This is a genomic window from Thioalkalivibrio sp. K90mix (assembly GCF_000025545.1).
Taxonomy (GTDB): domain Bacteria; phylum Pseudomonadota; class Gammaproteobacteria; order Ectothiorhodospirales; family Ectothiorhodospiraceae; genus Thioalkalivibrio.
Genome location: NC_013889.1, coordinates 212,511 through 236,968, shown reverse-complemented (window position 1 = coordinate 236,968; position 24,458 = coordinate 212,511). Strand labels below are relative to the sequence as shown.

Annotated in this window: 27 protein-coding genes and 1 pseudogene; 19 read left to right on the top strand and 9 right to left on the bottom strand. The window is 63.5% G+C overall.

The window, feature by feature from the left end:
* Nucleotides 1-38: 38 nt before the first annotated feature.
* A complete protein-coding gene (locus TK90_RS01110; RefSeq protein WP_012981645.1) occupies nucleotides 39-569 on the top strand; it encodes a hypothetical protein in 531 nt (176 codons plus the stop codon).
* A 291-nt stretch (nucleotides 570-860) separates the two neighbouring features.
* On the opposite strand, the gene TK90_RS01105 is transcribed toward TK90_RS01110, so the two are convergent.
* Nucleotides 861-1,214 (bottom strand): hypothetical protein, encoded by a 354-nt coding sequence (locus tag TK90_RS01105; RefSeq protein ID WP_012981644.1) that lies wholly within the window; start codon nucleotides 1,212-1,214, stop codon nucleotides 861-863.
* Between the two features lie 293 nt (nucleotides 1,215-1,507).
* On the opposite strand from TK90_RS01105, the gene TK90_RS01100 reads away from it, so the two are divergent.
* Nucleotides 1,508-1,714 carry a hypothetical protein gene (locus TK90_RS01100; RefSeq protein WP_012981643.1) on the top strand — a complete coding sequence of 69 codons (207 nt, stop codon included), beginning with the start codon at nucleotides 1,508-1,510 and terminating at the stop codon, nucleotides 1,712-1,714.
* A 280-nt stretch (nucleotides 1,715-1,994) separates the two neighbouring features.
* Complete coding sequence (locus TK90_RS01095; RefSeq protein WP_012981642.1) at nucleotides 1,995-2,987, top strand: IS110 family transposase; 993 nt, start codon at nucleotides 1,995-1,997, stop codon at nucleotides 2,985-2,987.
* 30 nt (nucleotides 2,988-3,017) lie between these two features.
* Here TK90_RS01095 and nadA read toward each other — a convergent pair whose 3' ends face one another.
* Nucleotides 3,018-4,100 carry a quinolinate synthase NadA gene (nadA, locus tag TK90_RS01090; protein WP_012981641.1) on the bottom strand — a complete coding sequence of 361 codons (1,083 nt, stop codon included), beginning with the start codon at nucleotides 4,098-4,100 and terminating at the stop codon, nucleotides 3,018-3,020.
* Between the two features lie 135 nt (nucleotides 4,101-4,235).
* On the opposite strand from nadA, the gene TK90_RS01085 reads away from it, so the two are divergent.
* Nucleotides 4,236-4,667 (top strand): hypothetical protein, encoded by a 432-nt coding sequence (locus TK90_RS01085; RefSeq protein ID WP_041444123.1) that lies wholly within the window; start codon nucleotides 4,236-4,238, stop codon nucleotides 4,665-4,667.
* Nucleotides 4,664-5,203: a protein disulfide oxidoreductase gene (locus tag TK90_RS01080; RefSeq protein ID WP_012981639.1), complete on the top strand. Its 540-nt coding sequence runs from the start codon at nucleotides 4,664-4,666 to the stop codon at nucleotides 5,201-5,203. Before TK90_RS01085 ends, TK90_RS01080 begins: the two co-directional genes overlap by 4 nt.
* A 97-nt stretch (nucleotides 5,204-5,300) precedes the next feature.
* Here the strand turns inward: TK90_RS01080 and TK90_RS01075 are convergent, their stop codons facing one another.
* From TK90_RS01075 to TK90_RS01055, 5 genes are all read right to left on the bottom strand, one after another.
* On the bottom strand, nucleotides 5,301-5,600 hold the full coding sequence (locus TK90_RS01075; RefSeq protein ID WP_012981638.1) for a HigA family addiction module antitoxin: 300 nt from the start codon (nucleotides 5,598-5,600) through the stop codon (nucleotides 5,301-5,303).
* A gap of 24 nt (nucleotides 5,601-5,624) precedes the next feature.
* Nucleotides 5,625-5,819 (bottom strand): type II toxin-antitoxin system RelE/ParE family toxin, encoded by a 195-nt coding sequence (locus tag TK90_RS01070; protein ID WP_018138988.1) that lies wholly within the window; start codon nucleotides 5,817-5,819, stop codon nucleotides 5,625-5,627.
* Nucleotides 5,820-6,008: 189 nt separating this feature from the next.
* Nucleotides 6,009-7,001 carry an IS110 family transposase gene (locus TK90_RS01065; protein ID WP_012981636.1) on the bottom strand — a complete coding sequence of 331 codons (993 nt, stop codon included), beginning with the start codon at nucleotides 6,999-7,001 and terminating at the stop codon, nucleotides 6,009-6,011.
* A gap of 236 nt (nucleotides 7,002-7,237) precedes the next feature.
* Nucleotides 7,238-8,119, bottom strand: a complete 882-nt coding sequence (locus tag TK90_RS01060) for an SUMF1/EgtB/PvdO family nonheme iron enzyme (RefSeq protein ID WP_012981635.1) — start codon at nucleotides 8,117-8,119, stop codon at nucleotides 7,238-7,240.
* 184 nt (nucleotides 8,120-8,303) lie between these two features.
* On the bottom strand, nucleotides 8,304-8,726 hold the full coding sequence (locus TK90_RS01055; RefSeq protein ID WP_012981634.1) for a type IV pilin protein: 423 nt from the start codon (nucleotides 8,724-8,726) through the stop codon (nucleotides 8,304-8,306).
* A gap of 203 nt (nucleotides 8,727-8,929) precedes the next feature.
* Here TK90_RS01055 and TK90_RS01050 point away from each other — a divergent pair, with 203 nt between their 5' ends.
* From TK90_RS01050 to TK90_RS00995, 12 genes are all read left to right on the top strand, one after another.
* Nucleotides 8,930-9,478 carry a GspH/FimT family pseudopilin gene (locus TK90_RS01050; RefSeq protein WP_012981633.1) on the top strand — a complete coding sequence of 183 codons (549 nt, stop codon included), beginning with the start codon at nucleotides 8,930-8,932 and terminating at the stop codon, nucleotides 9,476-9,478.
* On the top strand, nucleotides 9,472-10,344 hold the full coding sequence (locus TK90_RS01045) for a prepilin-type N-terminal cleavage/methylation domain-containing protein (RefSeq protein ID WP_012981632.1): 873 nt from the start codon (nucleotides 9,472-9,474) through the stop codon (nucleotides 10,342-10,344). The genes TK90_RS01050 and TK90_RS01045 overlap by 7 nt, the downstream gene beginning before the upstream one ends.
* Complete coding sequence (locus TK90_RS01040) at nucleotides 10,344-11,546, top strand: PilX N-terminal domain-containing pilus assembly protein (protein ID WP_012981631.1); 1,203 nt, start codon at nucleotides 10,344-10,346, stop codon at nucleotides 11,544-11,546. The genes TK90_RS01045 and TK90_RS01040 overlap by 1 nt, the downstream gene beginning before the upstream one ends.
* Nucleotides 11,547-11,590: 44 nt before the next feature.
* Nucleotides 11,591-13,246, top strand: a complete 1,656-nt coding sequence (locus TK90_RS01035) for a hypothetical protein (RefSeq protein ID WP_012981630.1) — start codon at nucleotides 11,591-11,593, stop codon at nucleotides 13,244-13,246.
* Between the two features lie 191 nt (nucleotides 13,247-13,437).
* Nucleotides 13,438-13,962, top strand: coding sequence for a GspH/FimT family pseudopilin (locus TK90_RS01030; protein ID WP_012981629.1), 525 nt, complete (start codon nucleotides 13,438-13,440; stop codon nucleotides 13,960-13,962).
* Between the two features lie 92 nt (nucleotides 13,963-14,054).
* The gene (locus TK90_RS01025; protein ID WP_012981628.1) at nucleotides 14,055-14,573 is read left to right on the top strand and encodes a GspH/FimT family pseudopilin; all 519 of its coding nucleotides are present in this window, start codon (nucleotides 14,055-14,057) and stop codon (nucleotides 14,571-14,573) included.
* A gap of 9 nt (nucleotides 14,574-14,582) precedes the next feature.
* Nucleotides 14,583-15,053, top strand: coding sequence for a type IV pilus modification protein PilV (gene pilV, locus TK90_RS01020; protein ID WP_012981627.1), 471 nt, complete (start codon nucleotides 14,583-14,585; stop codon nucleotides 15,051-15,053).
* A complete protein-coding gene (locus TK90_RS01015; RefSeq protein ID WP_012981626.1) occupies nucleotides 15,050-16,084 on the top strand; it encodes a PilW family protein in 1,035 nt (344 codons plus the stop codon). Before pilV ends, TK90_RS01015 begins: the two co-directional genes overlap by 4 nt.
* Before the next feature lie 2 nt (nucleotides 16,085-16,086).
* Complete coding sequence (locus TK90_RS01010) at nucleotides 16,087-16,584, top strand: PilX N-terminal domain-containing pilus assembly protein (protein ID WP_012981625.1); 498 nt, start codon at nucleotides 16,087-16,089, stop codon at nucleotides 16,582-16,584.
* 31 nt (nucleotides 16,585-16,615) lie between these two features.
* The gene (locus TK90_RS01005) at nucleotides 16,616-20,140 is read left to right on the top strand and encodes a pilus assembly protein (RefSeq protein WP_012981624.1); all 3,525 of its coding nucleotides are present in this window, start codon (nucleotides 16,616-16,618) and stop codon (nucleotides 20,138-20,140) included.
* A gap of 23 nt (nucleotides 20,141-20,163) precedes the next feature.
* Nucleotides 20,164-20,481 (top strand): hypothetical protein, encoded by a 318-nt coding sequence (locus tag TK90_RS01000; RefSeq protein ID WP_012981623.1) that lies wholly within the window; start codon nucleotides 20,164-20,166, stop codon nucleotides 20,479-20,481.
* Nucleotides 20,478-20,897, top strand: coding sequence for a type IV pilin protein (locus TK90_RS00995; RefSeq protein WP_012981622.1), 420 nt, complete (start codon nucleotides 20,478-20,480; stop codon nucleotides 20,895-20,897). Before TK90_RS01000 ends, TK90_RS00995 begins: the two co-directional genes overlap by 4 nt.
* 60 nt (nucleotides 20,898-20,957) lie before the next feature.
* Here the strand turns inward: TK90_RS00995 and TK90_RS14535 are convergent.
* Nucleotides 20,958-21,179 (bottom strand): annotated as a pseudogene (locus tag TK90_RS14535) (GTP-binding protein TypA); the annotation flags it as partial.
* 283 nt (nucleotides 21,180-21,462) lie between these two features.
* Here TK90_RS14535 and TK90_RS00990 point away from each other — a divergent pair.
* Both TK90_RS00990 and TK90_RS00985 read left to right on the top strand, forming a co-directional pair.
* Nucleotides 21,463-21,693: a type II toxin-antitoxin system Phd/YefM family antitoxin gene (locus TK90_RS00990; RefSeq protein WP_012981621.1), complete on the top strand. Its 231-nt coding sequence runs from the start codon at nucleotides 21,463-21,465 to the stop codon at nucleotides 21,691-21,693.
* A 1-nt stretch (nucleotide 21,694) separates the two neighbouring features.
* Complete coding sequence (locus TK90_RS00985) at nucleotides 21,695-22,081, top strand: type II toxin-antitoxin system VapC family toxin (RefSeq protein ID WP_012981620.1); 387 nt, start codon at nucleotides 21,695-21,697, stop codon at nucleotides 22,079-22,081.
* A gap of 264 nt (nucleotides 22,082-22,345) precedes the next feature.
* On the opposite strand, the gene typA is transcribed toward TK90_RS00985, so the two are convergent.
* The gene (gene typA, locus TK90_RS00980; protein ID WP_012981619.1) at nucleotides 22,346-24,163 is read right to left on the bottom strand and encodes a translational GTPase TypA; all 1,818 of its coding nucleotides are present in this window, start codon (nucleotides 24,161-24,163) and stop codon (nucleotides 22,346-22,348) included.
* Nucleotides 24,164-24,458: the final 295 nt, after the last annotated feature.

The window sequence follows — 24,458 nt, the reverse complement described above, 5'->3', positions numbered from 1 at the left end:
CCGTATACTGGACGCACACCCTGAACTATGGCCACCGCATGCCGCCCAGCAACGTGATCGACGGCCCGCGTGTCGCCACCTGGCGCTGCCCCTCCTGCCAGGAGGCCGTCCCGCGCCTGCTGCCCAATGGCGACAGCAACCGTATCCCGGTCCCACCCGCGCGCATGGCACTGCCGGACAATACCGTGCGCCAGGCCTGCGAACGTGTGCAGGGGCTGCGTGCACCGGAGATCTGCTTTGCCTGCGGCCAGGCCTACCAGGAGCTGCTCGGCACGCTGGTACGCCCGCCGGCCGAGCTGGGCGACGCCCGTGGCGAACCCGGACTCAATGACAGCGGCATCATCGGGGCCCTGCTGCCGATCGCCGATCAGGGCACGCAAATCCTGATCTTCAACGTGATCAACGAGGAGTTGCGCTGCACCGAGATCGAGCGCCTGGCCAGCTTCAACCCCGACCGCCTGACTTACCCCGGTTCGCGCGGCGCCATCGCCCCGCGCATCTGGGCGCTCTACGAGGACCACCTGGCCCAGCTGCACGCCCGTGCACCAACGCCTTACACCCCCGACTAGGACCCCGTCGACTCCAAGGTTGACGCCCGGCGTGCGACCCCGAAAAGCCGGCAAAAAGCTGCCCAGGAACGCCACCATGTGGCGTGTAGCAGCGATCTCCGCCAATAGCCTCGACGCGGGGCCAGGCGAACCTCGGGGTTGCGCCCGGAGATGGCCACAGCCCTTGGCGGGGCCTCGCCATGACGAGGACTGCGAGAAGCACTGTCATCGCGAGGCGCGCAGCGCCGTGGCGATCTCCGGGACCCGCCCCGGCGTTCGGGCCCGGACAACCGTTGGGGCTACTACCAGGGTTCAGGCCTCGTCGGCATCCACGCGCGCCAGCATGCGCATGCCACCCACCATGCAGCGCAGCGCCTCGAGCGTCTGCAGGTCGAAATCCGCCCCGGTCTCGCTCGGGAGTCGCCAGTACTTCGGACGGCAGGTGGCGGGGCGTTCGGCCGGCATAGCCCTTGCCGCGGGCTCGTCGACGGCCACCAGCAGGTCGGCCCAGGCCAGCTCCTCCGGTCTCACCTCGGCCATCGCGCGCGCAGGATGTACCTCGATCCAGTCCTCGAACTCCGCCGCCGCAGCCAGCTCGGCCACGCGCGAGGCGCGGCCATCGGGACGCTCGGCCGCCACCAGCAACCGCGCGCGCCGCTTAAACATCTCCGCCCCCCAGGGGAACACTGATCCATGTACACGCTCGCGCTCGAGTCGCTTTTGCGCGCGCAAAAGCGGCCGAGCCCCTTCGGGGTTGGCACCCCAGGTTCTCCGATCCTGCGTTGCGGCCCTTGCCGGTAGAACCACTACCGGCTGCGCACCGCGCCTTGTCTCGGAAAACCTGGGGTGCCAACGCGAGTGTGTACATTAATCAGTGCTCCCCTGGCAGGTGCTTTTGTATGGCACGACCGACTGGCGTCAGGCTATAACGCACATGATCGAAACGGAGAACGGACACCATGGCCCACCTCGACTGGTCGCATTATCCGACAAATGAACTGAAGCTCGTCTACAGCACGCTGCACGCGCAGCTCACCCTGGAGCCCGAGCTGATGGATTCCGAACTGATGGCCGACCTGCAGACCCACCTGCAAAAGGCCGCCAAGGCCGACGGCGTGGACGTCTCCACCCACTCCCAGTGGGCCGCCTGGCTGAACGACCGCTAGCCGAACGCCGCACCGTAGGAGCCTGCTTGCAGGCGAATGCCCTTGCCCGCGTCCGACTCTGGCGGGAGCTTCGCCTGCAAGCAGGCTCCTTGTGTCTTGCGGTTCACGGATCGCTACCATGAACCGTATTGGGCTCGGGTAACCCGTCAGGCTCCTGAGGTCACGAACCTGTTCTGTAGATTGGCCCCCGAGTCCTTTCTCATCTCGAAGTTTGAACGGTATCCAAGACCCCCCTCCGTGACGGACGGGTGAGGCTGTACGGACAAGGCGAGAGGACGAGATGGCTCATATTGGCGTTGATGTTAGCAAGAACAAGCTCGACTGCATGTGGGTCCGGGATCTGGAGGCGGGCAAGGTGAAGCCCAAGGTGTTCCCGAACCGCCAAGACCAGTACCGGGAGCTGCTGCACTGGCTCGAGCGCAACACCGGCGAGACCCCCGAGGGGCTCCATGTGTATCTGGAGGCCACCGGCATCTACCACGAGCCGCTGGCGTACTGGCTTCATGATCAGGGGGTGCAGGTCCACGTGCTGAACCCGGCCCAGGTGCGTTCGCATGCCAAGGGCATGGGGGTGCGCAACAAGACCGACCGCAAGGACAGCATGATGCTGGCCCGCTACGGCATCGAACGCGCACCACGACGCTGGCAGCCCGAACCGCCGGAGGTGCGGGAACTCAAGCGCCTGCTCAGCCGCCTGGAGGCTCTGGAACAGGATATGCGGCGCGAAGAGAACCGCCTGGAGAAGGCGCGTTTCAGTGAGGACACCCTCGCTCAGGCGTCGATCGACAACGTCCTGCAGGCCCTGCGTGAGGAACACCGTCGGCTCCAGCAGCAGATCGACGATCACTTCGACGCCCATCACCACCTGAAGCGGGATCGGACCTTGCTGGAGAGCATCCCCGGCATCGGCCGCGTGCTGTCGGCCTCGATGACCGCAGCGCTGCGCAGCCGCGCGTTCACGAGCGCTCGACAAGCGGCGGCGTTCCATGGGCTGGCACCGGTCCTGGAAGAATCGGGGACCACGGTCCGGCGGCCCTCGCGGTTGGCGAAGATCGGTTCCAGCCGACTGCGCAAGGCGCTCTACATGGCGGCGGTGGTGGCGACCCGGTACAACCCGGACGTGCGACACCAGCATCAACGTCTGCTGACACGCGGCAAGGCCAAGATGTCGGCGATCGGGGCGGCTATGCGCAAACTCCTGCACATCGCCTTCGGTGTGCTCAAATCCCAAACCCCGTATCAAGCCCGCCATGAAACCCCTTGCACCCCGTAGGGCAAGACGGTATCTACCGGGGGCGTCGTGTCAGGCATCGCCGGCGGTGGCCTTGCGGTGTTCGGCGGCGAAGTCGAGCATGCGCTGGGTGGCCACCAGGGCCTTCTGGCGCGCGGTCTCGTCGACGAAGATCTCGTTCTTCGCCGGCTCCGCGGTGTCTTCCAGGGTCTCGGCCAGCGAGACCAGGTCGTTCATCGCCATCCACGGGCAGTGGGCGCAGCTGGTACAGGTGGCGCTGTGGCCGCCGGTCGGGGCCTCGATCAGCGTCTTGTCCGGCGCGGCCTGCTGCATCTTGTAGAAGATGCCCTTGTCGGTTGCAACGATGAATTCCTGCTCCGGGCGATCCTTCACGGCCGCGATCAGCTGGCTGGTGGAACCGACCACATCGGCCTGGTGGATCACCTCGCGCGGGGACTCCGGGTGCACCAGCACCGCCGCGCCGGGGTGGCGACCACGCAGATCCTCTAGTGCCCACGCGCGGAACTCGTCGTGCACCACGCAGGAGCCGTCCCACAGCACCATGTCGGCACCGGTGGTGCGGCGGATGTAGTCGCCCAGGTGCTTGTCCGGGGCCCACAGGACCTTCTTGCCCTGATCGCGCAGGTGCTCGACCAGCGGCACGGCAATGCTGGAGGTGACGACGTAATCGGCCTGCGCCTTCACGTCTACCGAGGTGTTGGAGTACACGACCACTGTGTGGTCCGGATACTGGGCGCGGAACTTCGCGAACTCGTCCGCCGGGCAGCCAAGATCCAGCGAACATTCGGCCTCCAGCGTCGGCATCAGCACGCGCTTCTCCGGGCTCAGGATCTTGGCCGTCTCGCCCATGAAGCGCACCCCGGCGACCACCAGCGTCTCGGCCGGATGCTCCTTGCCGAAGCGCGCCATCTCCAGGGAGTCGGCTACGCAGCCGCCGGTCTCGTCCGCCAGCCGCTGCAGCGACTCGTCCACGTAGTAATGGGCCACCAGCACCGCGTTGCGCTCGATCAGCAGGCGCTTGATCCGGCGCACCAGTTCGTCGCGCTGGGCATCGGTCAACGCATGCAGCGAAGCCGTCACGTGATCCGTGCGCGGCACTTGGAAGATCGGAATTTCGGCCACCGGTGCGGTCATGGGTCCTCGACATCCCGGCATGCGGGGCAAATTATCGTTAGCTAATAGTACGACAGGCCCCAAGGCGCTGTCGTTCCTACACATTGTGGGGGCGTGCCCGCGCATCCCAACCCGGGCGCCTATAATGCCCCGGCCATGACCGACCTGAAACAGCAATACAAGGCAATGACATTCGAGGAACGCATGGACCTCGCCCTGTCCGTGGACCTCGAGGTGCACTGGCGTCCCCTGCTGGTCCGCGACCAGCACGCCCAGGTGAAGGCCTACTTTTCCCGCCGCATGGACCTCACGCCCGAGGAGGTCGCCCTGCTGCTGGCCGACCCCAACCAGACCGTACGCCTGAACTGCGCCAAGCGCCCCGACCTGACACCGGAACAGGTCGAGGCCTGCGTGAACGACCGCGACCCGAACCTGCGCTACTTCGTCGCGCGCAATCCGCTTCTGACCGAAGCGCAGCGGGAACAACTGATGGATGACGAAGACGAACTGGTGCGCATTGCGGTGCGCAAGGGCCCGAAAAAACGCGGGACCCGCGCCCGCCCCGGACAAGCCGAGATGATCCGTTGACCGAGACTCGCCCCGAAAAACCGCAACGCCCGAAGCCTTCCCGGCGCCGCCGCGCCCTGAGCTGGGGCGTCCAGATCGGCATCGCGCTGTTGATCTTCCTGGCCGTACGCGCCTGGATGGCGCGCGACATGGTCGAGGGCCCGGCACCCGAATTCGAGGCACAACTGCTGGATGGCACGCCAGTAACGCTCGCCGACTACGCGGACGAGCCCATGCTGCTGCACTTCTGGGCCACCTGGTGCCCGATCTGCCGCCTGGAGGAAGGCGAGATCGTGCGCCTGTCGCAGAGCCACCCGGTGCTCACGGTCTCCATGCAGTCCGGCACGCCGGAGGAGGTGCTGGAGCACCTGAACGAACGCGAGCGCGAACTGGCCGTGATCAACGACCCGCAGGGCGAACTCGCTTCGCAATACAACGTCCGCGGCGTACCCGCGACCTTCATCATCAACCCCGACGGCGAGATCGTCTTCCGCAAGCAGGGCTACGCCCCGCCCCTGGAGTTGCGCCTGCGCCTCTGGCTCGCCCGCTGGCTGTAGGGAAAACTGAGCAGTCTCACGTCGAGACGGTGCAATTCGCTGCGCTCAGCGCGCCCCACGCCGACCTCATATCCACCCACGCCCTCGCGGCCGCCACTCAAGCCGCCCGCGGCTCAATTTCACGACGCACGCGTTCCGAAAGTTCGAGTTGCGCCTGCCTCAGTTCATACTCGAGCTGGAGGTTCAGCCAGAAACGCTCGGAAGTGCCGAAATAACGCGCCAACCTCATGGCCGTGTCAGCCGAAATGCCACGACGCTCGCGCACAATGTCGTTCATGCGCGTCGTCGGAACATGCAATGCCCCAGCAAGCGCGTTCACACTGAGACCCAACGGGGCAAGAAACTCCTCGCGCAGGACCTCACCTGGATGGATGGGTCGCATACCGCTTGTGCTCATGGTCTAACCTCCTTCCGGAACCCTTCAGTGGTAATCGACGATCTCCACATCCTCGGGACCTTCGTCCGTCCACCGGAAACAGATGCGCCACTGGGCGTTGATTCGGATGCTGTGCTGCCCTTCGCGGTCGCCAGACAGGGCCTCCAGCCGGTTCCCCGGCGGAGAACGCAAATCCTGCAGTGTCTCCGCCGCTTGAAGCTGAATCAGCTTGCGCTCCACGATTGTTCGGACGCTCGACCAACGCCGACTCCTGCCCGTTTCGAACAGCGCCCGGGTTTCCCTACACCGAAAGCTTCTGATCATGGAAACAGAATATAACGCTTAACGGTAAGCAGCAAACTAATGGTGCAGTTCGCTGCGCTCAGTGCACCCTACGCATCGCCACCCAACCGTAGATACCGTCTTGCCCTATGAGGTGCAAGGCGTGTCATTTCGGGGTTGATACGGGGTTTGCGACTTGAGGACGCCGAAGGCGATGTGCAGGAGCTTGCGCATGGCCGCCCCGATGGCGGCCATCTTGGCTTTGCCCCGCCTCAGGAGGCGGTGGTACTGGCGCCGCACGTCCGGGTTGTAGCGGGTGGCCACCACAGCGGCCATGTAGAGCGTTTTGCGCAGCCGCCCCGAGCCGGCCTTCGCCAGCCGCGGGGGTCGCTGGACCGAGGTCCCGGACTCCTGCAGGACCGGTACCAGCCCATGGAACGCCGCCGCCTGCCGAGCACTCGTGAACGCACGGCTGCGCAACGTCGCGGCCATCGACGCCGACAACACCCGGCCGATGCCGGGGATGCTCTCCAGCAAGGCCCGATCCCGCTTGAGATGATCATGCGCGTCGAAGTGATCATCGATCTGCTGCTGTAGCCGACGGTGTTCCTCGCGCAGGGCTTGCAGCACGTTGTCGATCGACGCCTGGGCGAGGGTGTCCTCGCTGAACTGCGCCTTCTCCAGGCGATTCTCCTCGCGCCGGATGTCCTCCTCAAGGGCTTCCAGCCGGCTGAGCAGGCGCTTGAGCTCCCGCACCTCGGGCGGCTCGGGCTGCCAGCGCCGTGGCGCGCGCTCGATGCCGTAACGCGCCAGCATCATGCTGTCCTTGCGGTCGGTCTTGTTGCGCACCCCCATGCCCTGGGCGTGGAAGCGCACTTGGGCCGGGTTCAGCACATGGACCCGAACCCCCTGCTCATGCAGCCAGTAGGCCAGCGGTTCGTGATAGATGCCGGTGGCTTCCAGATACACCTGAAGCGTCTCGGGCGCTTCACCCGTGTTGCGCTGCAGCCAGCGCAGCAACTCCGGGTACTGGTCCGGGCGGTTCGGGAATACCTTCGGCTTGACCTTGCCCGCCTCCAGATCCCGGACCCACATGCAGTCGAGCTTGTTCTTGCTGACATCAATGCCGATATGGGCCATCTCGTCCTCTCGCCTTGTCCGTACAGCCTCACCCGTCCCTTACGGGGGGCTTGGATACCGTTCAAACTTCGAGATGAAAAAGGACTCGGGGGCCCATCTACGGCACAGGTTCGTGACCTCAGGATGCGATCGGGTTACCCCGAGCCCGGTGCGGTCCATGGTAGCGATCCGTGAACCGCAAGACACAAGGATGCGTTGAGCAAGGCGAAACGCATCGTGCTCAGGCAACCAAACGCCTAATCATCCAGCTCCCGCAGGACGCGGAAACCGAGGTTGGTGTCCATCTCGTCGATGTTGCGGCGACGCCGGGCGGCGCTTCGGGTGGCGACTGCCGGGTCGAACCAGGAGCCGCCCTTGACCACGACCCACTCGTTGTCCGGATCGCGGCGGTATACGCCATCGCGCGGCAGGCTGGCATGGTCATCATGCCAAGGGGTGGAGGTAAATTCCTGCACGTTGCCGTGCATGTCGTACAGGCCCCACAGGTTCGGCTGGAAGCTGCCAACATCCAGCGGGCGGGACAGCGGGAAACAGGCGGGCAGGTACCACTTGCGGCGCTGGCGGCGCTCCTCGTAGGGGAACAGGGAGTTGAAGTGCACATCGCGGCAGCCCACCACCTCGCCGAAGGCAAAAGGCGTACGCGTACCGGCCCGGCAGGCGTATTCCCACTCGGCTTCCGTGGGCAGGCGATAGCGCTTGCCGGTCTCCTCGCTCAGCCATTCGAGATACTGCTGGATGCTGGCCGGCTTGATGTTAAAGATCGGCGTGCGCGGTGTCCGCGGCCATACCAGCCAGTCCCAGGGCTCCCAGCCCGTCGCCTCGGCGAAGGCGTCCCACTCCTCGCGCGTGACCGCGAAGCGGCCCAGCGCAAAGGGCCTCTCCAGCACCACATAACGCCGCGGCGACTCGTGTTCCTGATGCCCGTACTCCGAGGCATCCGAACCGATCTCGCCCTCACCCGCCGGAATCACCTGCAACTCGGGCGTCACCGCCCCCGAACGCGCCTCGTCACGAAACGTGACATCCAGCCGCACCTTGCGCGCCGCTCGCTGCTGGAGATCCAGCAGATCCGCCTGTTCCATTGCCTGAACGTTGCGTGTTGCCGCCTCAGCCGTCATAGCGCCCTTTCACCACATGGAATGAGGACCTCGTCAGCACAAAGCCCTTGTCCAGATAGGCACGCAAGTTTCCAAACCGTTCCATTGCTGACACAAAAAGCAGACAAGCCACCGCTTGGTGGCTTGTCGCCCCGATAGCACGTTCTCACGAACAAAATCCTGCGGACTGGCGAGATAGCGGGCGCTACCAGCACGCCTCCGGCGTACGCGCTGCCTGCCCACCAGAGACTTCCAACGTGATGGTGCCGCAGCTGCTGTCGTTTGCCTGCCGCCCAGTAGCGGTCGCCGTGGCAGTAAACCCGGAGCCGGATGAGGAGGAAATCGCCAGGTTGTAATGACCATCATCCGTTACGTCGTTCAACCCCAGCCCCACCGGGCGACTCTCGGTCAGCTCGGAGTTTCCTGCGTATTCCGGGTTGTTTGCCCGGAAACGTTCTTGCTCGAGCTGAATCCGCAGCAGAGAGTCGTGCGCATCGGCACGCTGCGCTTTCAGGATGTGGTTCTGATAAGCGGGATAGGCGATTACGGCAATGATCGCGATCACGGCCACCACAATCATCAACTCGATCAGCGTAAAACCTTTGGGTCTGTTTTGTTGGCGGCGCATGGCGGCCTCCCTCGTTCGAGCGAAAACGACTGTCTTTGATTTCACCACATCCCCCCCCACTGCAATGCCTAGCACAGGCGAACGGTGGATTACGCACCTCCAACGGTGGCCAATCGCGCCGCTCAGCCACCCCGGGTACATGGGCCAAATCGTATACTACAGACAACGCTACACGCGCGCCGCGCGCACCGACCGGAGCACCCATGTCCCAGTTGTCACGCCAATTCGGGATTACCCTGATCGAACTAATGATCACCATTTCCGTCCTGGTGATTCTGATTACGCTAGCCGTCCCAGCCTTCAACCTGGCCGAGCAACGCCGCCTGGTCGGGGCGGCGGAAAGCGCCCTCGATCAGATTCAGACCGCCCGTAGCGAGGCAATCAAGCAGGGGCGGGACATCTGGTTCGTGAGTCAGACCGATGGTGACGATTGGTGCCACGGCATCTCGCAGACGGCCGGCTGTGACTGCTTTGAGCCCGCGGGTGCGGGTGACGCGTGCGAGATCACGATAGCAGGCGAGGAAGACCCCATCCTGCGAACCACCGTTTCTAGTGACTACCGAAACATCAACATGACCGGTGACCAGGAATTACGATTCGACCATGTCCGCAGCATGGTCTCGGGGTCACGCGAAACCATCGCATTCACCTCGTCACCCAACAGTTTCCAGATGGAAGTTCAGATTAATCCGATTGGGCGGCCAAGTGCCTGCGGAACGAATCGCACAATGGGGGCTTACCCAGCATGCTGACCACCCGACTCCGTCCAGAGTGCTGCCTCCCCCGAATCCGTCCTAGCCGAGGCTTCACATTAGTTGAACTGATGATCGGAATCCTCGTCGGGACGATCGTGGTAGCGGGTGTTATTGCTCTGTACATCACCGTGATACGCGGCAGCGCCTTTGTCGTTACAGAAGCCCGGGTGACACAAGATACACGAATTTCGATGGACCTCATGGCTAGCGACATCCGGCGAGCTGGCTACTCACATCCGAGCCGTATCGAGGTGTCAGAAGAAACCGGAATGCCAGAAAACCCATTCATGGACGAAACCCGCAACATCACCATTCATGACCATGACGGCGGAACTGCAAACTGCATCCTGGTGAGCTACGACCCGACTTTCCAGTACGCCCCTGAAGACGCATCTCTCGAGTTCGACCTTTCGGACCTGATAGGGTCCCGGCAGTTTGTCTTTGGCTACCGTCTTAACTCAGCAGGTGTTATCCAGATCCTGGCGTCATCTGATGTGACCACCACCGAGAGCTGTGCAGACGGCAGTTGGGAAGCACTAACCGATCCCAGAACAATTCGCGTCAACTCGCTGGTCTTCAGCACCGAAGGCTCGACATGCCTCAATACATCACTGGACCTTAGTAGCGACAGCGGAAACACAGAAGACGACGCATTTTGGGAAGCGGAAGAAGAGAGCCGTAGCTTTTGCGAGCAGGCTTACAACGGAGCCCTCGAGCCCGATCGGGACAACGTACTGATCGAAAGCCGTCAGATCCGGGTCACCCTTGAAGCTGCCGACCGATCCAGCGGAAACACGCAGGTAACCTTCGACGAAAGTGTTCGCGTCCGAAATAACCGAATCTTCGCGGTGGAGGCCAACTAATGAACCACGTGCCTTTCACCACACCCCCAGCAAAACAACGCGGACTCGCTACGCTGGTGGTCGCTTTGATCATCATGGTTGCTGTCACTTTGACTGTCTTGTTTACAGCGCAGACCAGCATCCTCGAAGAGCGCATGGCCGCCAATGAAACCCGCATGAAGCAGACCACCAATGCCGCTCAAGCGGGGCTTGAGCTCGCGGTTGCCTTTGCTCAGGACGGCGAGGACAACGTCAGCGAGATATTTGAACACGACCGCACGTTAGAGCGACCGGTGTTTTATCGTTCTGCCTTTATAAGTCCAGATGCCGTGGACGAGATTCCCGGCTGCCCCGATTCTCCCGATGACTTTCCAGGGGTAGCAACGGCCCTTGGCCAGCCAGACAGCCTGCGGAACGCGGGCATCTGGTCTTGTGGCTGGAGTGACGACCAGAGCGCACGACGGGGCGTAACCACGACCATCCGTGGCGCACCCTCTCTCGCCGACCCGCCGACCAATCCGCTTACAACGCGTGGTGGCGTGAACACCAATGGCCGCGCCCGCGTGTTCAACGCCTACAACAATCTGACCATCTGGTCCGGCCAGGACCTGGATGTCACCGGCAACCCCGGCAACACGTTTATCCGCAACCAGGACCACCCGCCGCTTCGCGAGAGTGACCCACTCCCCGACGAACCCGCCCAGTGCGGCGTGGGAACGGTATACGTGTGCACCACGGATGCAAACATGCGCGGTCCTGACGTCATCACTGGGGACCTTCAACTCAGCTCGCTGTCCGATGACGACTTTTTCCGGAATTTCATGGGCCAAGAGCCGAATAGCTACCGGGACAACGTGGTCACGCAACTCGACCCGGACAACATTGACGGGATGACCAACGAGGTCATCTGGATGACCGGCGATGCCGACCTTAACGAAACTGTAGGAGACCGTGACAACCCTGTAGTACTTGTGGTGGAAGGAGACGCCCAGCTCCGTGGGAATTTTGAGTTACATGGCGTTCTATACGTCCGTGGCAATCTAAGAGCAAGCGGTACGCCCACCATCTACGGTGCCTCCGTTATTCAAGGCGACACCACCGATGCAGGTGGCACTCCGTACTTTGTCTTCGACCCTGTGGCTGCGTCAGGAGCGGCGGAACTAGGTGCACGAGGTGCCATATCTGGTGCTTGGCGAGACTGGACGCATTGGGTCAACGAATAATGATTACGCCTAGAATGTTTTACTGTGCCGCAGGAGATCGGGACATGCACAACCACACCAGATTCCGAGTCTGTGGCATATCGCTGATCGAGGCCCTGATCGCTATAGCGGTGGTCTCTGTCGGCCTTTTGGCAATAGCACGACTCCACGGCGACCTGCTTTCGAGTGCAGGGGACTCAAAGGCTCGCGCGGAAGCGATGCAGATTGCGGAAACGGAAATCGAAAAGCTGCGCAACGCCTCGACGCTAACGGATCTCAATCGACGGCTTGAGAATGTCCGAACAGAGGCGCCAGGGCGCAACGCCGACTACACGCTTGAATGGAGCAACCTACCAGACACCTCGGATTTCGGGTTTTTCGAGCCCGAGGTGCGCGTCACTTGGATTGACCGGCGGGGTGACGCGCAGAGCGTCCTCATCAGCACGGCGGTGGCCTGGAGCAACCCCCGATTCAGTGTCGCAGCCGCGCGCGCGGATTCCGAAGGTGGAAACTTCCTTAATGCGCCAACGGGCCGCGCGAGAATGGGAGGCGGAGAGCTGCTTGAGGGAACCGACGTCACCACGGTCACCAACGTCATCGAAGGCACGTCCATCGAAGACGGCACCGAGACCCGCCAGCGCGACGGAGAAGTTCAGCTCGTGCGTGACGGTGAAGTGGTTATGACGATGGACACCACCAACCCCGGGGAGCTATTCAGCACTATTAGCGGCCGGGTGTATTACGGAGGAACGATCAGTCTGAATCCCGTCGTCACGCGCGTTCTTTCGTCCGACGCAGGCTTCTGCACCCGCCGTGGCCAGGAACCCTTGGGTAGTGCTCTGAAGCCCTTCGTGGATAGCGCCTCGGGGTACTCGTACTTTTACTACCAGTGCTACGTTGGCGAGGGATGGTATGGGAACGTGGGGATCGTCCGCCAGGAGAATGCGAACCCGAATGACCGCTCCTGCGTCGGCGACCACTTAGCGGAGGAAACGAGCGCCTGGGACAGTCGCGAGCCACGCACAAGCTCGAACCGCTTCTACCGCTCGTTCATCGAGACAACAAGTGGTATTCGAGCCATCGGCATCGGGATCACTCCAGCCGAAGGGGACAGCCAGAACCCAACCTACGTTGCCCAGAACCTGACAAGCCACGATTTCATGCTTACGCGCTTCCGGAGCGGAAATAATCGCCCGAGGGACTGCTTCGAGGCCCTTGAAGATGGCGAAGGTGCATTCGAGGACAACGCGGGCCGGCATGTCTGTCTTTACGAGGGCGGCATGGGCTGCGGCACAGACGACGGAGACTCTTTGCCACAACCCGGTGACCAGGAAACCACCCTAGTCGCCGGCAACGTCGAGCAGATTAATTCGCCCACCGGGAACAGCCGCCCAGTATTGGAAGACCTGACCTTCGACAGCGTCTACGCCACCTGCGGACCGAACCGAGAGTCTCTGGGACAAGGAAGGAATGAGGTCGAGTCGATCACTTCTTATGAGTGCGTCATCGACTGGGAAGGCTGGACAGGCGAGACATGGTCCAGCGACATGATCCTGACGCTTGGACCAAACACCAAACTCTGCGACGTAGGCACGGCTGAACTTGGCGGCGGAACCGTAACGAAATCGGGCGACAATGTGCTCATCTTTGACCGCATCAGCCAAACCGAAGCGCTACAGTTTGACTTTGCAGTCGCGCACGAAGATGCAGACTGCCCATAGGTCCTATTTCTAAGGAAGGAAGAGCCTCTAACGAGATGCACCAATGCCTGGCTCCATTGAGAGACCAGGTTTTCCTTGTCTCCTCCGCAGAACGTCATCGAAAGACGGCATCGAAGAGCAGAAAGTGGTTTGATCGCCTCTACGGACACGGCTACAGTTAGCAAACGTTTCGACTCATGGAGGAGTCTGGCATGCGCAAGGACGCGCTCGGGCTGACGCTCGTGGAGTTGATGGTGACGCTGGCGGTGTTTGCGGTGCTGATCGGCATCGCGGCGCCCGCTTTCGGCAAGCTGGTCGAGCAGAATCGCGTGACCAGCGCGACGAACTCTTTTCTGACCACCCTGCACCTGGCGCGTAGCGAGGCGGTTCGCCGTGGCTCGCCGGTTACGCTTTGCACGTCACAGGATGGCGCCACCTGTTCCCCGGGCAGCGACTGGGACGGCGGCTGGATTCTTTACCAGAACCCCGCGCTGGCCACCCATCCCTCAGGCCCCGATGCGATTTTGCGCGTGGGGCGGGAGACCCCGCGCGTGGAGATCGCTGGCAACACCCCGACGCGGGAGTACATCACCTTCGACGCGCTTGGGCAGTCACAGCAACTCTCCGGGGCATGGCTGATGGGGACCATCCGCATCTGCGCGGGCGAAGGCTCGGGCCGGGCGATCGTACTGGCGAATACTGGCCGGCCGCGAGTGGGCGAAGCAACATGCGGCTGAAGTGATCAAGACACCGTCCATTGCTGTATTTGGACCGCCGGTTAGAACAGGTCTACACGCGGCCCACCCGATCATCTAGAAAAGAGCCTGTCATGGAAGACACGCCTATCCGACAAACCCGGCGAAAGGGATTTTCGCTGGTGGAGCTGATGATCACGATTGCCGTGCTGGTAATCCTGATCAGCCTGGCCGCCCCGCACTTCTCCACGCTCGTGGAGAATCACCGTACGTCGTCGACCACCAATGCGCTCGCCAGCGCCCTGAACCTCGCCCGTAGCGAGGCCGTCCGCCGCGGGCTGGACGCCGCCGTGTGCCCGGACGGAAACGACTGGGAGGACGGCTGGGAGACACGCGTGTATGCAATGGACGAGGACCCGAGCGACTGCGGCCAGGGCACCGTGTTGCAGCATTGGGCAGGCCCTGCCAGCACCATACAGGTCGCGGCCAATGGCCCACTCGCTTTCGACGCACTGGGTGCCCAGTCCAGCCCCGAACCGACGGACGCCACCATGCGCATATGGCCGCAAGGCTGCAGCGGCGAACGCGCTCGTTCCCTGCATGTCGAGCCGGGCGGGCGCGTGTCGACACGACCCGACAACTGTCCGGAATAGGCGCCGGCGATGTTATACCGCTCATCCCCCGCTTTCTTCGTCGCCCGCACACGCGGCGTCACTCTGATTGAGGTGCTGGTCGCGCTGGTGGTGCTATCCATTGGCGTGATCGGGCTCGCGGCCTTGCAGGCGCAGGCACTCCAGCTCAACCAGGGCGCGTACATGCGCGCCCAGGCGACCAACCTCGCCTATGACATCGCCGATCGCATGCGCACGAATCGAGAGGTCGCCCTGGATGGCGCCTATGACACGGATTTCCAGCCACCCCCCGTCTGCGAAGCCCCGGAGGCTGGGGGTGATCTGGCGAGTGCCGACCTGGCGCAATGGCGGATGGCACTGGCTTGCGCGCTGCCCGAGGGGCAGGGCCGAATCGAACGCGACGGCGATGTGTTCACCATCACCATTCGCTGGGACAACCGGCGCCTGGCAGAGGACGGAGAAGACCCCATTGAAGTGTTTGTCACGAGGACCGGCATATGAGCACCGCGCGGTCATTCGCTTCAATCAGGCAGCGCATTCGCGGCTTCACACTAGTGGAACTGATGGTCGCCATGGTGCTGGGGCTGCTGATCGTGGGTGGAGTGATCGCGTTGTTCGTCTCCACCCAGCAGACGTCGCGTACTCAGGAGGCGATGTCACGCGCGCAGGAAACCGGACGCTTCGTGATTGAACGGATCGCTCGCGATGCCCGGGAAGCCGGTCACCAGGGGTGCCGTGGCGGCAACATCAACAATCTTCTGGATACGGCAAGCGCTGATTACGATCCGTGGGTGCATGGTGTCGAATCCGCCTTTCTGCCACCGGAACAACCGAACGATCATTTGCGCGGCGATGTGCTCACCCTGCACGGAATGACCGCCATCGGATCGATACCCGTATCGGTCCCGAACACCACCGCGCCGATCAACACCGACGAGACCGTCGATGTTGCTCAAGGGGAGGTCGTGCTGGTCGCCGACCAGGCCGGCACCACCTGCGAGCTGTTCCAGAACGCACCGGCCCAACCGGGTGTACTCAGCCGAGCGACAGGCGCGAACATCTCGCCCGGCAATGTGGCGGGCGACCTGACGGACTTCTCCGGTCCTGCCACCATTTCGGTCTCGCGCCTGGAGACGATCACCTACTACATCGCCGAATCTTCCGCCAGCCCAGGCGTGGCGAGCCTGTTCCGCCGCAGCACGGCGGATACGGACAGCAGTGGCAACCCGGTGCGCCGCGAGATCGCCGAAGGCGTGTATGACTTGCGCCTGGAGTTTGGGCAGGACACCAACGACAACCAGCAAATCGATCGCTTCGTGGCCGCGAGCAACACCGCGAGCTGGAGTGATAGCGACTGGGCCCAGGTCGCGGCTGTGCGTGTCCATCTGCTCGTCTACAACGGGCTGGACAACAACGTGGTGGACCAGCCCCGCACCGGGCTGCTCTTCGCCAACGAGCTGTTCGATGCGCCGGACCGGCGTTTGTATCTGGTGTTCACCACCACCGTCGCCACGCGCAACCGGCTGGAATGACCATGAACACGACACCTCGAAGCGCGCCCCCTCGGCATCGGCAGCAGGGCTCGGCTCTGATCGTCGGCCTGGTACTGCTGCTGGTAATCACGTTGATCGCCGTTACCGGCATGCGCAACACCATTCTCCAGGAGCGCATGACCGGCAACATGCTGGATCGCAACCTGGCATTTCAGGCCGCCGAGGCGGCCCTGCGGCATGGCCAGATGAATCTTGATCCAGGTGCAGCGGCGGAGCCCGTGGACGCGCCAGCCGACCCTCTCGCCTGGGAAGAACGCCTCGCCAACGGCGGCGGAACGGCCTATGCCCCGCCGGACGCGGAGAGCTTCGGGCTGTACGCGATGCCGCGCTACTACATCGAGGCCGTGCCCGTTCCCCCGGTGGATGCACTCGCCGCAGACGAAGCCCTGCCCAATCAGGATCTCTACCGGATCACGGTACGCGCGCAGGGCGGATCACCCGAGGCTGTCGTGATCCTGCAGGCCACCTTCCGCCACTAACCCCCGGCCACCGCATGACGCAAGGATGCCCATGACGCCAGGAACCTCCACACCAAGAGCTGCACCCCGCCGCGCCCTGGTTGCGGCTGCGCTGGGCCTCGCGCTGGCCAGTATGCCAGCGAGCGTGACGGCACAGGTCGCCAACAAGCCGCTGTTCCTCACCGGGCCGGGCCTGCCGCCCAACGTACTGCTGATCCTCGATAACTCCGACAGCATGCAGGAGGGCCTGAGCCAGGGCCGGGTCGCCCTGGACTGGGATCAGTGTGCTCCGGGCGAGGACCTGGACCCGGAGGCCTGCCCGGCCGGCGCCCGCTACGAAGACAGCAAGGGCAGCATCGTCAAGCGTGTTGGGCGCAGTCTGATCAATGAATACCGGGGCCGTATCAACCTGGGACTGATGGCCTATCAGCAGCATCCGCCCAGCAATGCCCGCAACGACGTCTTCATCAGCGCGGTCGACGACCCGGCCGACCTGGGCACCGTACTCTGGCGCCTGGTCCACCGCCCGCATGACGTGCGCTACGCCTCTACACCCGAGCCCGCCTTCTACGATCCAGACCACGAGGGCCCGTGGGATTCGGACATCAAGCGCTTTCGCGAGCCACATCCCACCCGCGACGATGTGTGGGTCTTCTATAACGTGGCCGTCCCCGGCTACCAGTGGATCACGGCGGAGGACGGGGCGACCGGCTTTCCGGTACACGACGAAACCTGGTTCTGTGAATACGCGGGAAACTTCACCGAAGACGATCTGTTTCCGTTCGACTGCTACCGCGATGTCACCGCGGGTCCCGGCGAGCAGCCCGTCTATTCGAACCAGATTCCGCTGAACCTGCTCGGAACCCTGACCGACAGCATGCGCCAGCGCGGCGTCACGCATTGGGGCGAGCACATGATCTTCTCCCAGCTCAACCAGCCGGAATGGCGTGCCAATCACTCGCCGGGGCTTGGCTATCTGCATGTTCCGATCGGAGGTTTCGACGCGGACGGGAACATCGACCCCGAGCACTGGGAAGCGATCGAGCGCAAGCTGGAACCGCAACGCCACGACTGGTCACCGGGTGATGGCAATGTCCTGGTGGATCCGGACTGGCCGCTGATCGCCGCCGGTCTCACGCCACTCGAGGGCACGATGCGCACCGCGCGCGACTACTTCCTCGGGCAAACCGAGCACTTCGGGACTGAACAGGGGAATCTCGACACGCCCGAGATCCCGCGTAGCTGCGATGTCAACGCCGCCGTCTGGGTCACCGACGGCCTGCCATCGGTGCAGGCCGACGGCACCGAGCTGGGCGACGACCCGGCCACCGCGATCCGCCAGGCGTCCGATGCGATCGAGGATTTCCACACCACAACCGACGTGGACACCTACATCGTGGGCTTCGCGCTGCCCCCCGGCATCGGCGAACTGGACGACGCCATGCCGGAGAACCCGCTGGATCTTCTTGCCGACTCCGGTGGTACCGGTTCCGCATATGACGCGACCAGCGAGGACGGCCTGCTGGACGCCATGTCACGCGTCTTCGAGAGCGTAATCGCGGAGGCGACTGGCAGCTCGGCCGCCGTGGCTGCCAACTCCACCAGCCTCCAGGCCGGATCCGCGATTTTCCAGGCTGGCTTTGACTCCAGCGACTGGTCGGGCGAGTTGCGCGCCTTCCGGCTGCTCGCCCCCGCTGCCGACAACGAAAGCCTGATCGATACCAGCCCCGCGTGGGATGCCGAATCCAACCTGGCCGCGCCGACGAATCGCAACCTGATCACCTGGGCACCCGCAGCGGACCCCGAAGAGGGCCTGCCGGCCTGGAGCCAGGGCAACACCGTACCCTTCGAGTTCGACGCCCTGACGCAGACCCAGCGGGATGCCCTGGGCGGCGAAGAGGACGGCCCCCGCCGGCTCGACTGGGTGCGCGGCGACCAGGCCCACGAAGGCTTCGGTGAAGACCAGTTCCGCCCCCGCCAACGCCTGCTCGGTGACATCGTGCATTCGCGCCCCCTGTTCGTGCATGCGCAGGATTTCGGGTATGGACAGTTCGAGGGTGTGGGCGAGGCATACACGGACGCCCTTACGGCCTGGTCTTCAGAACGTCCGCTGGTCATGGTCGGAGCCAACGACGGCAAGTTTCACGCCTTCGATGGCCGCCTGCCGTGCCAGACGGATGTCCCCGAGCCGATTGGCGGCTGCTCGTCCGAGGGTGGAAGCGAGGTTTTCGCGCTGATCCCGAACGCGGTGTACGACGATCTCTCCGAGCTGTCGCACCCGAACTATGATCGTCGCTACGTGCTCGATGGTTCGCCACGCCTTGGTCATGTGCATGATGGCTCCGAATGGCGCCGGATCGTCGTTGCCTCCCAGGGCGCGGGGGGCACCGGTGTATTCGCCCTGGATGTCGACCGACAGGAGGTACTGTGGGAGATCGATGCGGAGCATGACGCCTTCAGCACCTCGCTAGGCCGGGTACTCGGTGACCCGGTCCTCGGACGCGCTGCGAGCGGCGACTGGGTAACGATCATCCCCAACGGCTACGGCAGCAGCCAAGGCCAGGCCTCGCTGCTCATCCTGGATACCCTGAGCGGCGAGATGCTGCTCGAATGGACACCGAACCACCCCGACAACGGCGACGACAACGGCATGTTTACCCCGGTCCCTGTCGACAGCAATGGTGACCGCCGGATCGACCGGGTGTATGCCGGAGACCTGGGCGGCAACCTCTGGCGGCTGGATCTGGGTGGTAACGGCCCGGCGCAGTGGGGGGCACCCGGTTTTCTGACCACTGGCACGCAGACCGCACCCTTGTTCCAGGCACGCGATGCAGGCGGGGTGCCACAGCCCATCACGGCACGCCCGGCCGTGGCTCGGGACGACAGCGGCCACGTCAATCTGTTCTTTGGGACCGGGCAGTATTTCGAGGTCGGCGACAACGACCCGGACAACATCGGCGTACAAAGCCTGTACGGGATCCGCGATACCGACGAAGCATCCGTAACGCGCCCGGAGCTTCTGACTCAGGAGATCCTGCACGAGGTGCATGCGTTTGGATTCGACCTGCGCGTCACCAGCGATCACACCATGGAAGACAACCATGCCGGCTGGGTGATGGACCTGGTCTCACCGCTATTCGGGTTCCAGGGCGAGCGAGTGGTCGAAGATGCCCTGATCCGCCATGGCGACCGTGTCGTCTTCGCGACCCTGATTCCGGAACCCAGTGATGATCCCTGTGATGTCGGCGGTGGAACGGGCTGGATTATGGAATTCGACGCCTTCGGGGGTGGGCGCCTGCAGCGGTCGCCCTGGGACCTCAGCGGCGAGGGCTTTGGCGACGAGAGCTTCGTCGAGGTCGAGACCGAAAACGAGGATGGCTCCGTCGAATCGGTCCGTATCCCTGCGCACGGCATTCGCTCTCCGGTCGGTATCCCCACCCGCCCGACCGTAGTCGAGGACACCGAGCGCCGTGACCGCGAATACAAGCTGCCGACCGGATCCGAGGGGCAGGTCTGGCAGATGCCGGACGAGGAACGGCCAGGCTTTACCTGGCGCAGCTGGCGCCAGCTCCGGTAAGCGGCAATCGCGGGAGAACACGGATGAAAACACCCGAGAAACCAACCACCCTTGCCCGTCGACGCGTCCTTGCTGTACTGCTGGGCAGCCTCTCGCTGGCCCCCATTCACGCCGCTGCCTATCTGCCACAGGAGCGCACAGTCGAGGGGGTGCTGGAACGACACCTGCCCGGGGAAGACATCGTGATCATTGCGGGCGAGCGGTATCGTCTGCATCCGCGCGCACCGCGCCCGGCCCCGCCTGGGCGAGGCCATCAGGATGGCAGCCAGCCAGTCATCGGTAGTCGCGTGGTGGCAAGGATCGTAAAGGGCAGGATCGTCCACATGGAGCGTGCACAATGAACACTCGGGCCCGGTTCATTCCAGCAGGCTTCACGCTGATCGAGCTGATGGTCGTGGTCGCGGTGGTGGCGATACTGGCCGCGATCGCCTACCCGTCCTACCAAAACCACGTCACCAACACCTGGCGCGCCAACGCCGCAGGCTGCCTGACTGAAACAGCACAGTCCATGGAGCGCCGATACACCCGCGAAATGAGCTACGAAGGCGACCTGCCGCAGCGTGGCTGCATGAACGAAAGCGGCATGCCGGAACGCTATGACTTCCGCCTGGCCGAGGTCGAACGAGCCGCCTTCCGGCTCGAGGCCGTACCCCAAGGCGTACAGGCCAGCCGCGACACCCAGTGCGGCACCCTGACCCTGAACGAACGCGGGGAACGCGGCGCAGCAGCCAACGACAACTCAGGCGAATGCTGGTGACTGCACCCGCGACGTCAGCACCGGCCGGCTGGACCTCTCGGTTCTCCGCTCTGGCCCCGTTCAGGCCGAAGCGGCGCGGGCGGCCTTCTTGCGTTCGTGTTCCAGCAGGAACTTCTTGCGGATACGGATGTTTTCCGGGGTGACCTCGACCAGCTCGTCGTCATCGATGAACTCGATGGCCTGCTCCAGCGTCATGCGGATCGGCGGGGTCAGCTGGATGTTCTCGTCGGTCCCGGCAGCACGGATGTTGGTGAGCTGCTTGGCTTTGAGCGCGTTGACGACCCGGAAACGGGGACAGATTTATTTTCCGTCTCTATCCCTGCTGTTTTCCTCGAGCCTTGACCGGGACGTCCCTACCTGCGGCCTACTGCCGGGGCGTGCACCCACCCTCAGGCGCGGACCGGCACAAGCGATCGTAAAGTACCTGCCAAAGAACCGGGGTCTACCTTCGGACTTAACAGGCCGGTGGAGACCCACTCGACGAGATGGTCTGCAGGAACGATTTGATTAAATCGCCACCGGCACATAGGCTTAGTCATGAGACTTAGTCGGATGAGGCGAGCTCATGAGCACAACGGTCAACGTACACGAAGCAAAGACGCACCTTTCCCGGCTGTTAAAGCGCGCGCATGACGGCGAGGAAATCATCCTGGCGAAGTCCGGGCGGCCGTATGCGCGGCTGGTACCGCTGGAGCCCACTCCGCTACGGCGCCAGCCCGGGCGGGTAACAGGCCAGGTTGAAGACGCATTCTTCGCCCCCTTGCCGGAGGATGAACTCGCCGCCTGGGAGAAATAGGGTGCGAATCCTGCTCGATACCCACGCCCTGCTCTGGTGGTTCACGAACGATTCGCGGCTATCGGCACGCGCACGGGAAGTTATTGGAGACCTGGAGAGCACCGTCCTCGTAAGCGCCGCTAGCGCGTGGGAGATTGCTACCAAGCATCGGCTCGGCAAACTGCAGATTGGCGGCGTTGTCATCCAGCGCTTCGATGAGCTGGTCACGGCAGATGGCTTTACGCATCTGGCCGTTAACTACCCGCAAGCGATTCACGCCGGGACGTATTCTGTCGACCATCGCGACCCGTTCGACCGCATACTGGCTGCCCAGGCAGAGCTCGAGCAGATCCCTTTGCTGACCACCGATCCGGCCTTGCGCGACTTTCCGATACGTTGCATCTGGTAGGGGGTGATCCAGCGTTTTCCGGTCCCCTTCTAGAACAGGGCTTTCCGGGCACGCCCAAGTAGCCCATGGAGATCCCGGATAATCGCACTGCGATTTCCGGGATGACACCGGCCTTGATGGCCTTGATCATGGCTCAAAGCTCGCCTTTTACCTGAGGCCCTCCAAGACGCGCACAGGCTATACACACAAAAAGCGCCCGGCGGATGATCCGACCGGGCGCTTTTCGTTGGCTGGGCCCCGGCGAAGGGGCCAAGGTCTTGGCCGTTACGCCGAGGCGCGGGAGGCCTTCTTGCGTTCGTGCTCCAGCAGGAACTTCTTGCGGATACGCAGGTTTTCCGGGGTGACCTCGACCAGTTCGTCGTCGTCGATGAACTCGATGGCCTGTTCCAGCGTCATGCGGATCGGCGGGGTCAGCTGGATGTTCTCGTCGGTACCGGCGGCGCGGATGTTGGTCAGCTGCTTGGCCTTGAGCGCGTTGACGACCAGGTCGTTCTCGCGCGAGTGCAGGCCGATGACCATACCCTCGTAGACCTCGTCGCCGGGGCCGATGAACAGCTTGCCGCGATCCTGCAGGTTGAACAGGGCAAAGCCGAGCGCCTTGCCGGCGGCGTTGGCGATCAGCACGCCGTTCTGGCGCGAGGCGACCGCACCCGGCTGATAGGGGCCGTAGTGGTCAAAGATGTGGTGCAGGATGCCAGTGCCGGAGGTCGCGGTCATGAACTCGGTCTGGAAGCCGATCAGCCCGCGCGACGGGATGATGAAGTCCAGGCGCACGCGGCCCTTGCCGTCGGGCACCATGTTGGTCATGTCGCCGCGGCGTTCGCCGAGCTTTTCCATGATCGTGCCCTGGTGCTGCTCCTCGACGTCAACGGTGACGGCCTCGTAGGGCTCCTGCTTCACGCCGTCCACTTCCTTGATGACCACTTCCGGGCGCGAGACGCCCAGCTCGTAGCCTTCGCGGCGCATGTTCTCGATCAGGATGCCCAGGTGCAGTTCGCCACGCCCGGAGACCTTGAACTTGTCAGCGTCGTCGGTCTCTTCCACGCGCAGGGCGACGTTGTGCTTGAGCTCTTCCAGCAGGCGGTCGCGCAGCACACGCGAGGTCACGTACTTGCCTTCGCGCCCGGCGAACGGCGAGGTGTTGACCTGGAAGGTCATGGTCACCGTCGGCTCATCCACGGTCAGCGGTTCCATCGCCTCGACGTTATTCGGGTCGCACAGGGTGTCGGAGATGTACAGCTCGTCCATGCCGGTGAAGGTAATGATGTCGCCGGCGCGGGCCTCCGCGACCTCGACACGCTCCAGGCCATGGAAGCCCATGATCTGCAGCATGCGGCCATTACGCACCTTGCCCTCGCGGTCTACCACCTTGACCGGGGTGTTCGGCTTGATGCGCCCGCGCTTCACGCGGCCGATGCCGATCAGGCCCTGGTAGGAGTTGTAGTCCAGCGAGGAGACCTGCATCTGGAACGGGCCGTCGGCGTCGACGTTCGGCGGGGACACATGCTCGACGATCGTCTCCAGCAGACAGGTCATGTCGCCTTCGGTGACACTGGAATCCATGCCGGCGAAGCCGTTCAGGGCGGAGGCGAACACGATGGGGAAGTCCAACTGTTCGTCGGTCGCGCCGAGGCGATCGAACAGGTCGAACACCTGGTCCACGGCCCAGTCCGGGCGCGCGCCGGGGCGGTCGACCTTGTTGACCACCACGATCGGCTTGAAGCCCATCGCGAAGGCCTTCTGGGTCACGAAGCGGGTCTGCGGCATCGGGCCGTCAACCGCGTCCACCAGCAGCAGCACGGAGTCGACCATGGACAGGACGCGCTCGACCTCGCCACCGAAGTCGGCGTGTCCGGGTGTGTCGACAATGTTGATGCGGTAGTCCTGCCATTCGATGGCCGTGTTCTTGGCCAGGATGGTGATCCCGCGTTCTTTCTCGATCGCGTTCGAATCCATGATCCGCTCGCCGTGGTCGCCGCGCGCATCGAGCGTGCCGGACTGGCGCAGGAGCTGGTCGACCAGCGTGGTCTTGCCATGATCAACGTGGGCGATGATGGCGATGTTGCGAAGCTTCTCGGTCATGGAATACGAACTCTGGATACTGGCAAAAGGGCCGACACTATACAGACTTATTCGTGACCGCGCTGCGACTTCCCTGTTTTGTGCGCAGGCTCCTTCGCCTTCACTCGCCGCCAGGGAAGCACAGCGGCCACCCGCCCTGCATCGGTAACCGGCGCCCTCGGCCGCAACCGATTCACCTCGTTACCCCGCCCACAGTCACCCTGCCCTGGTCATCCCGGCCGCAGCGCAGCGAAGAGCCGGGATCTCCCGCGCCGGATCGGCCTCAAGGGTTGGGAATACCCCGACGCATGAGATC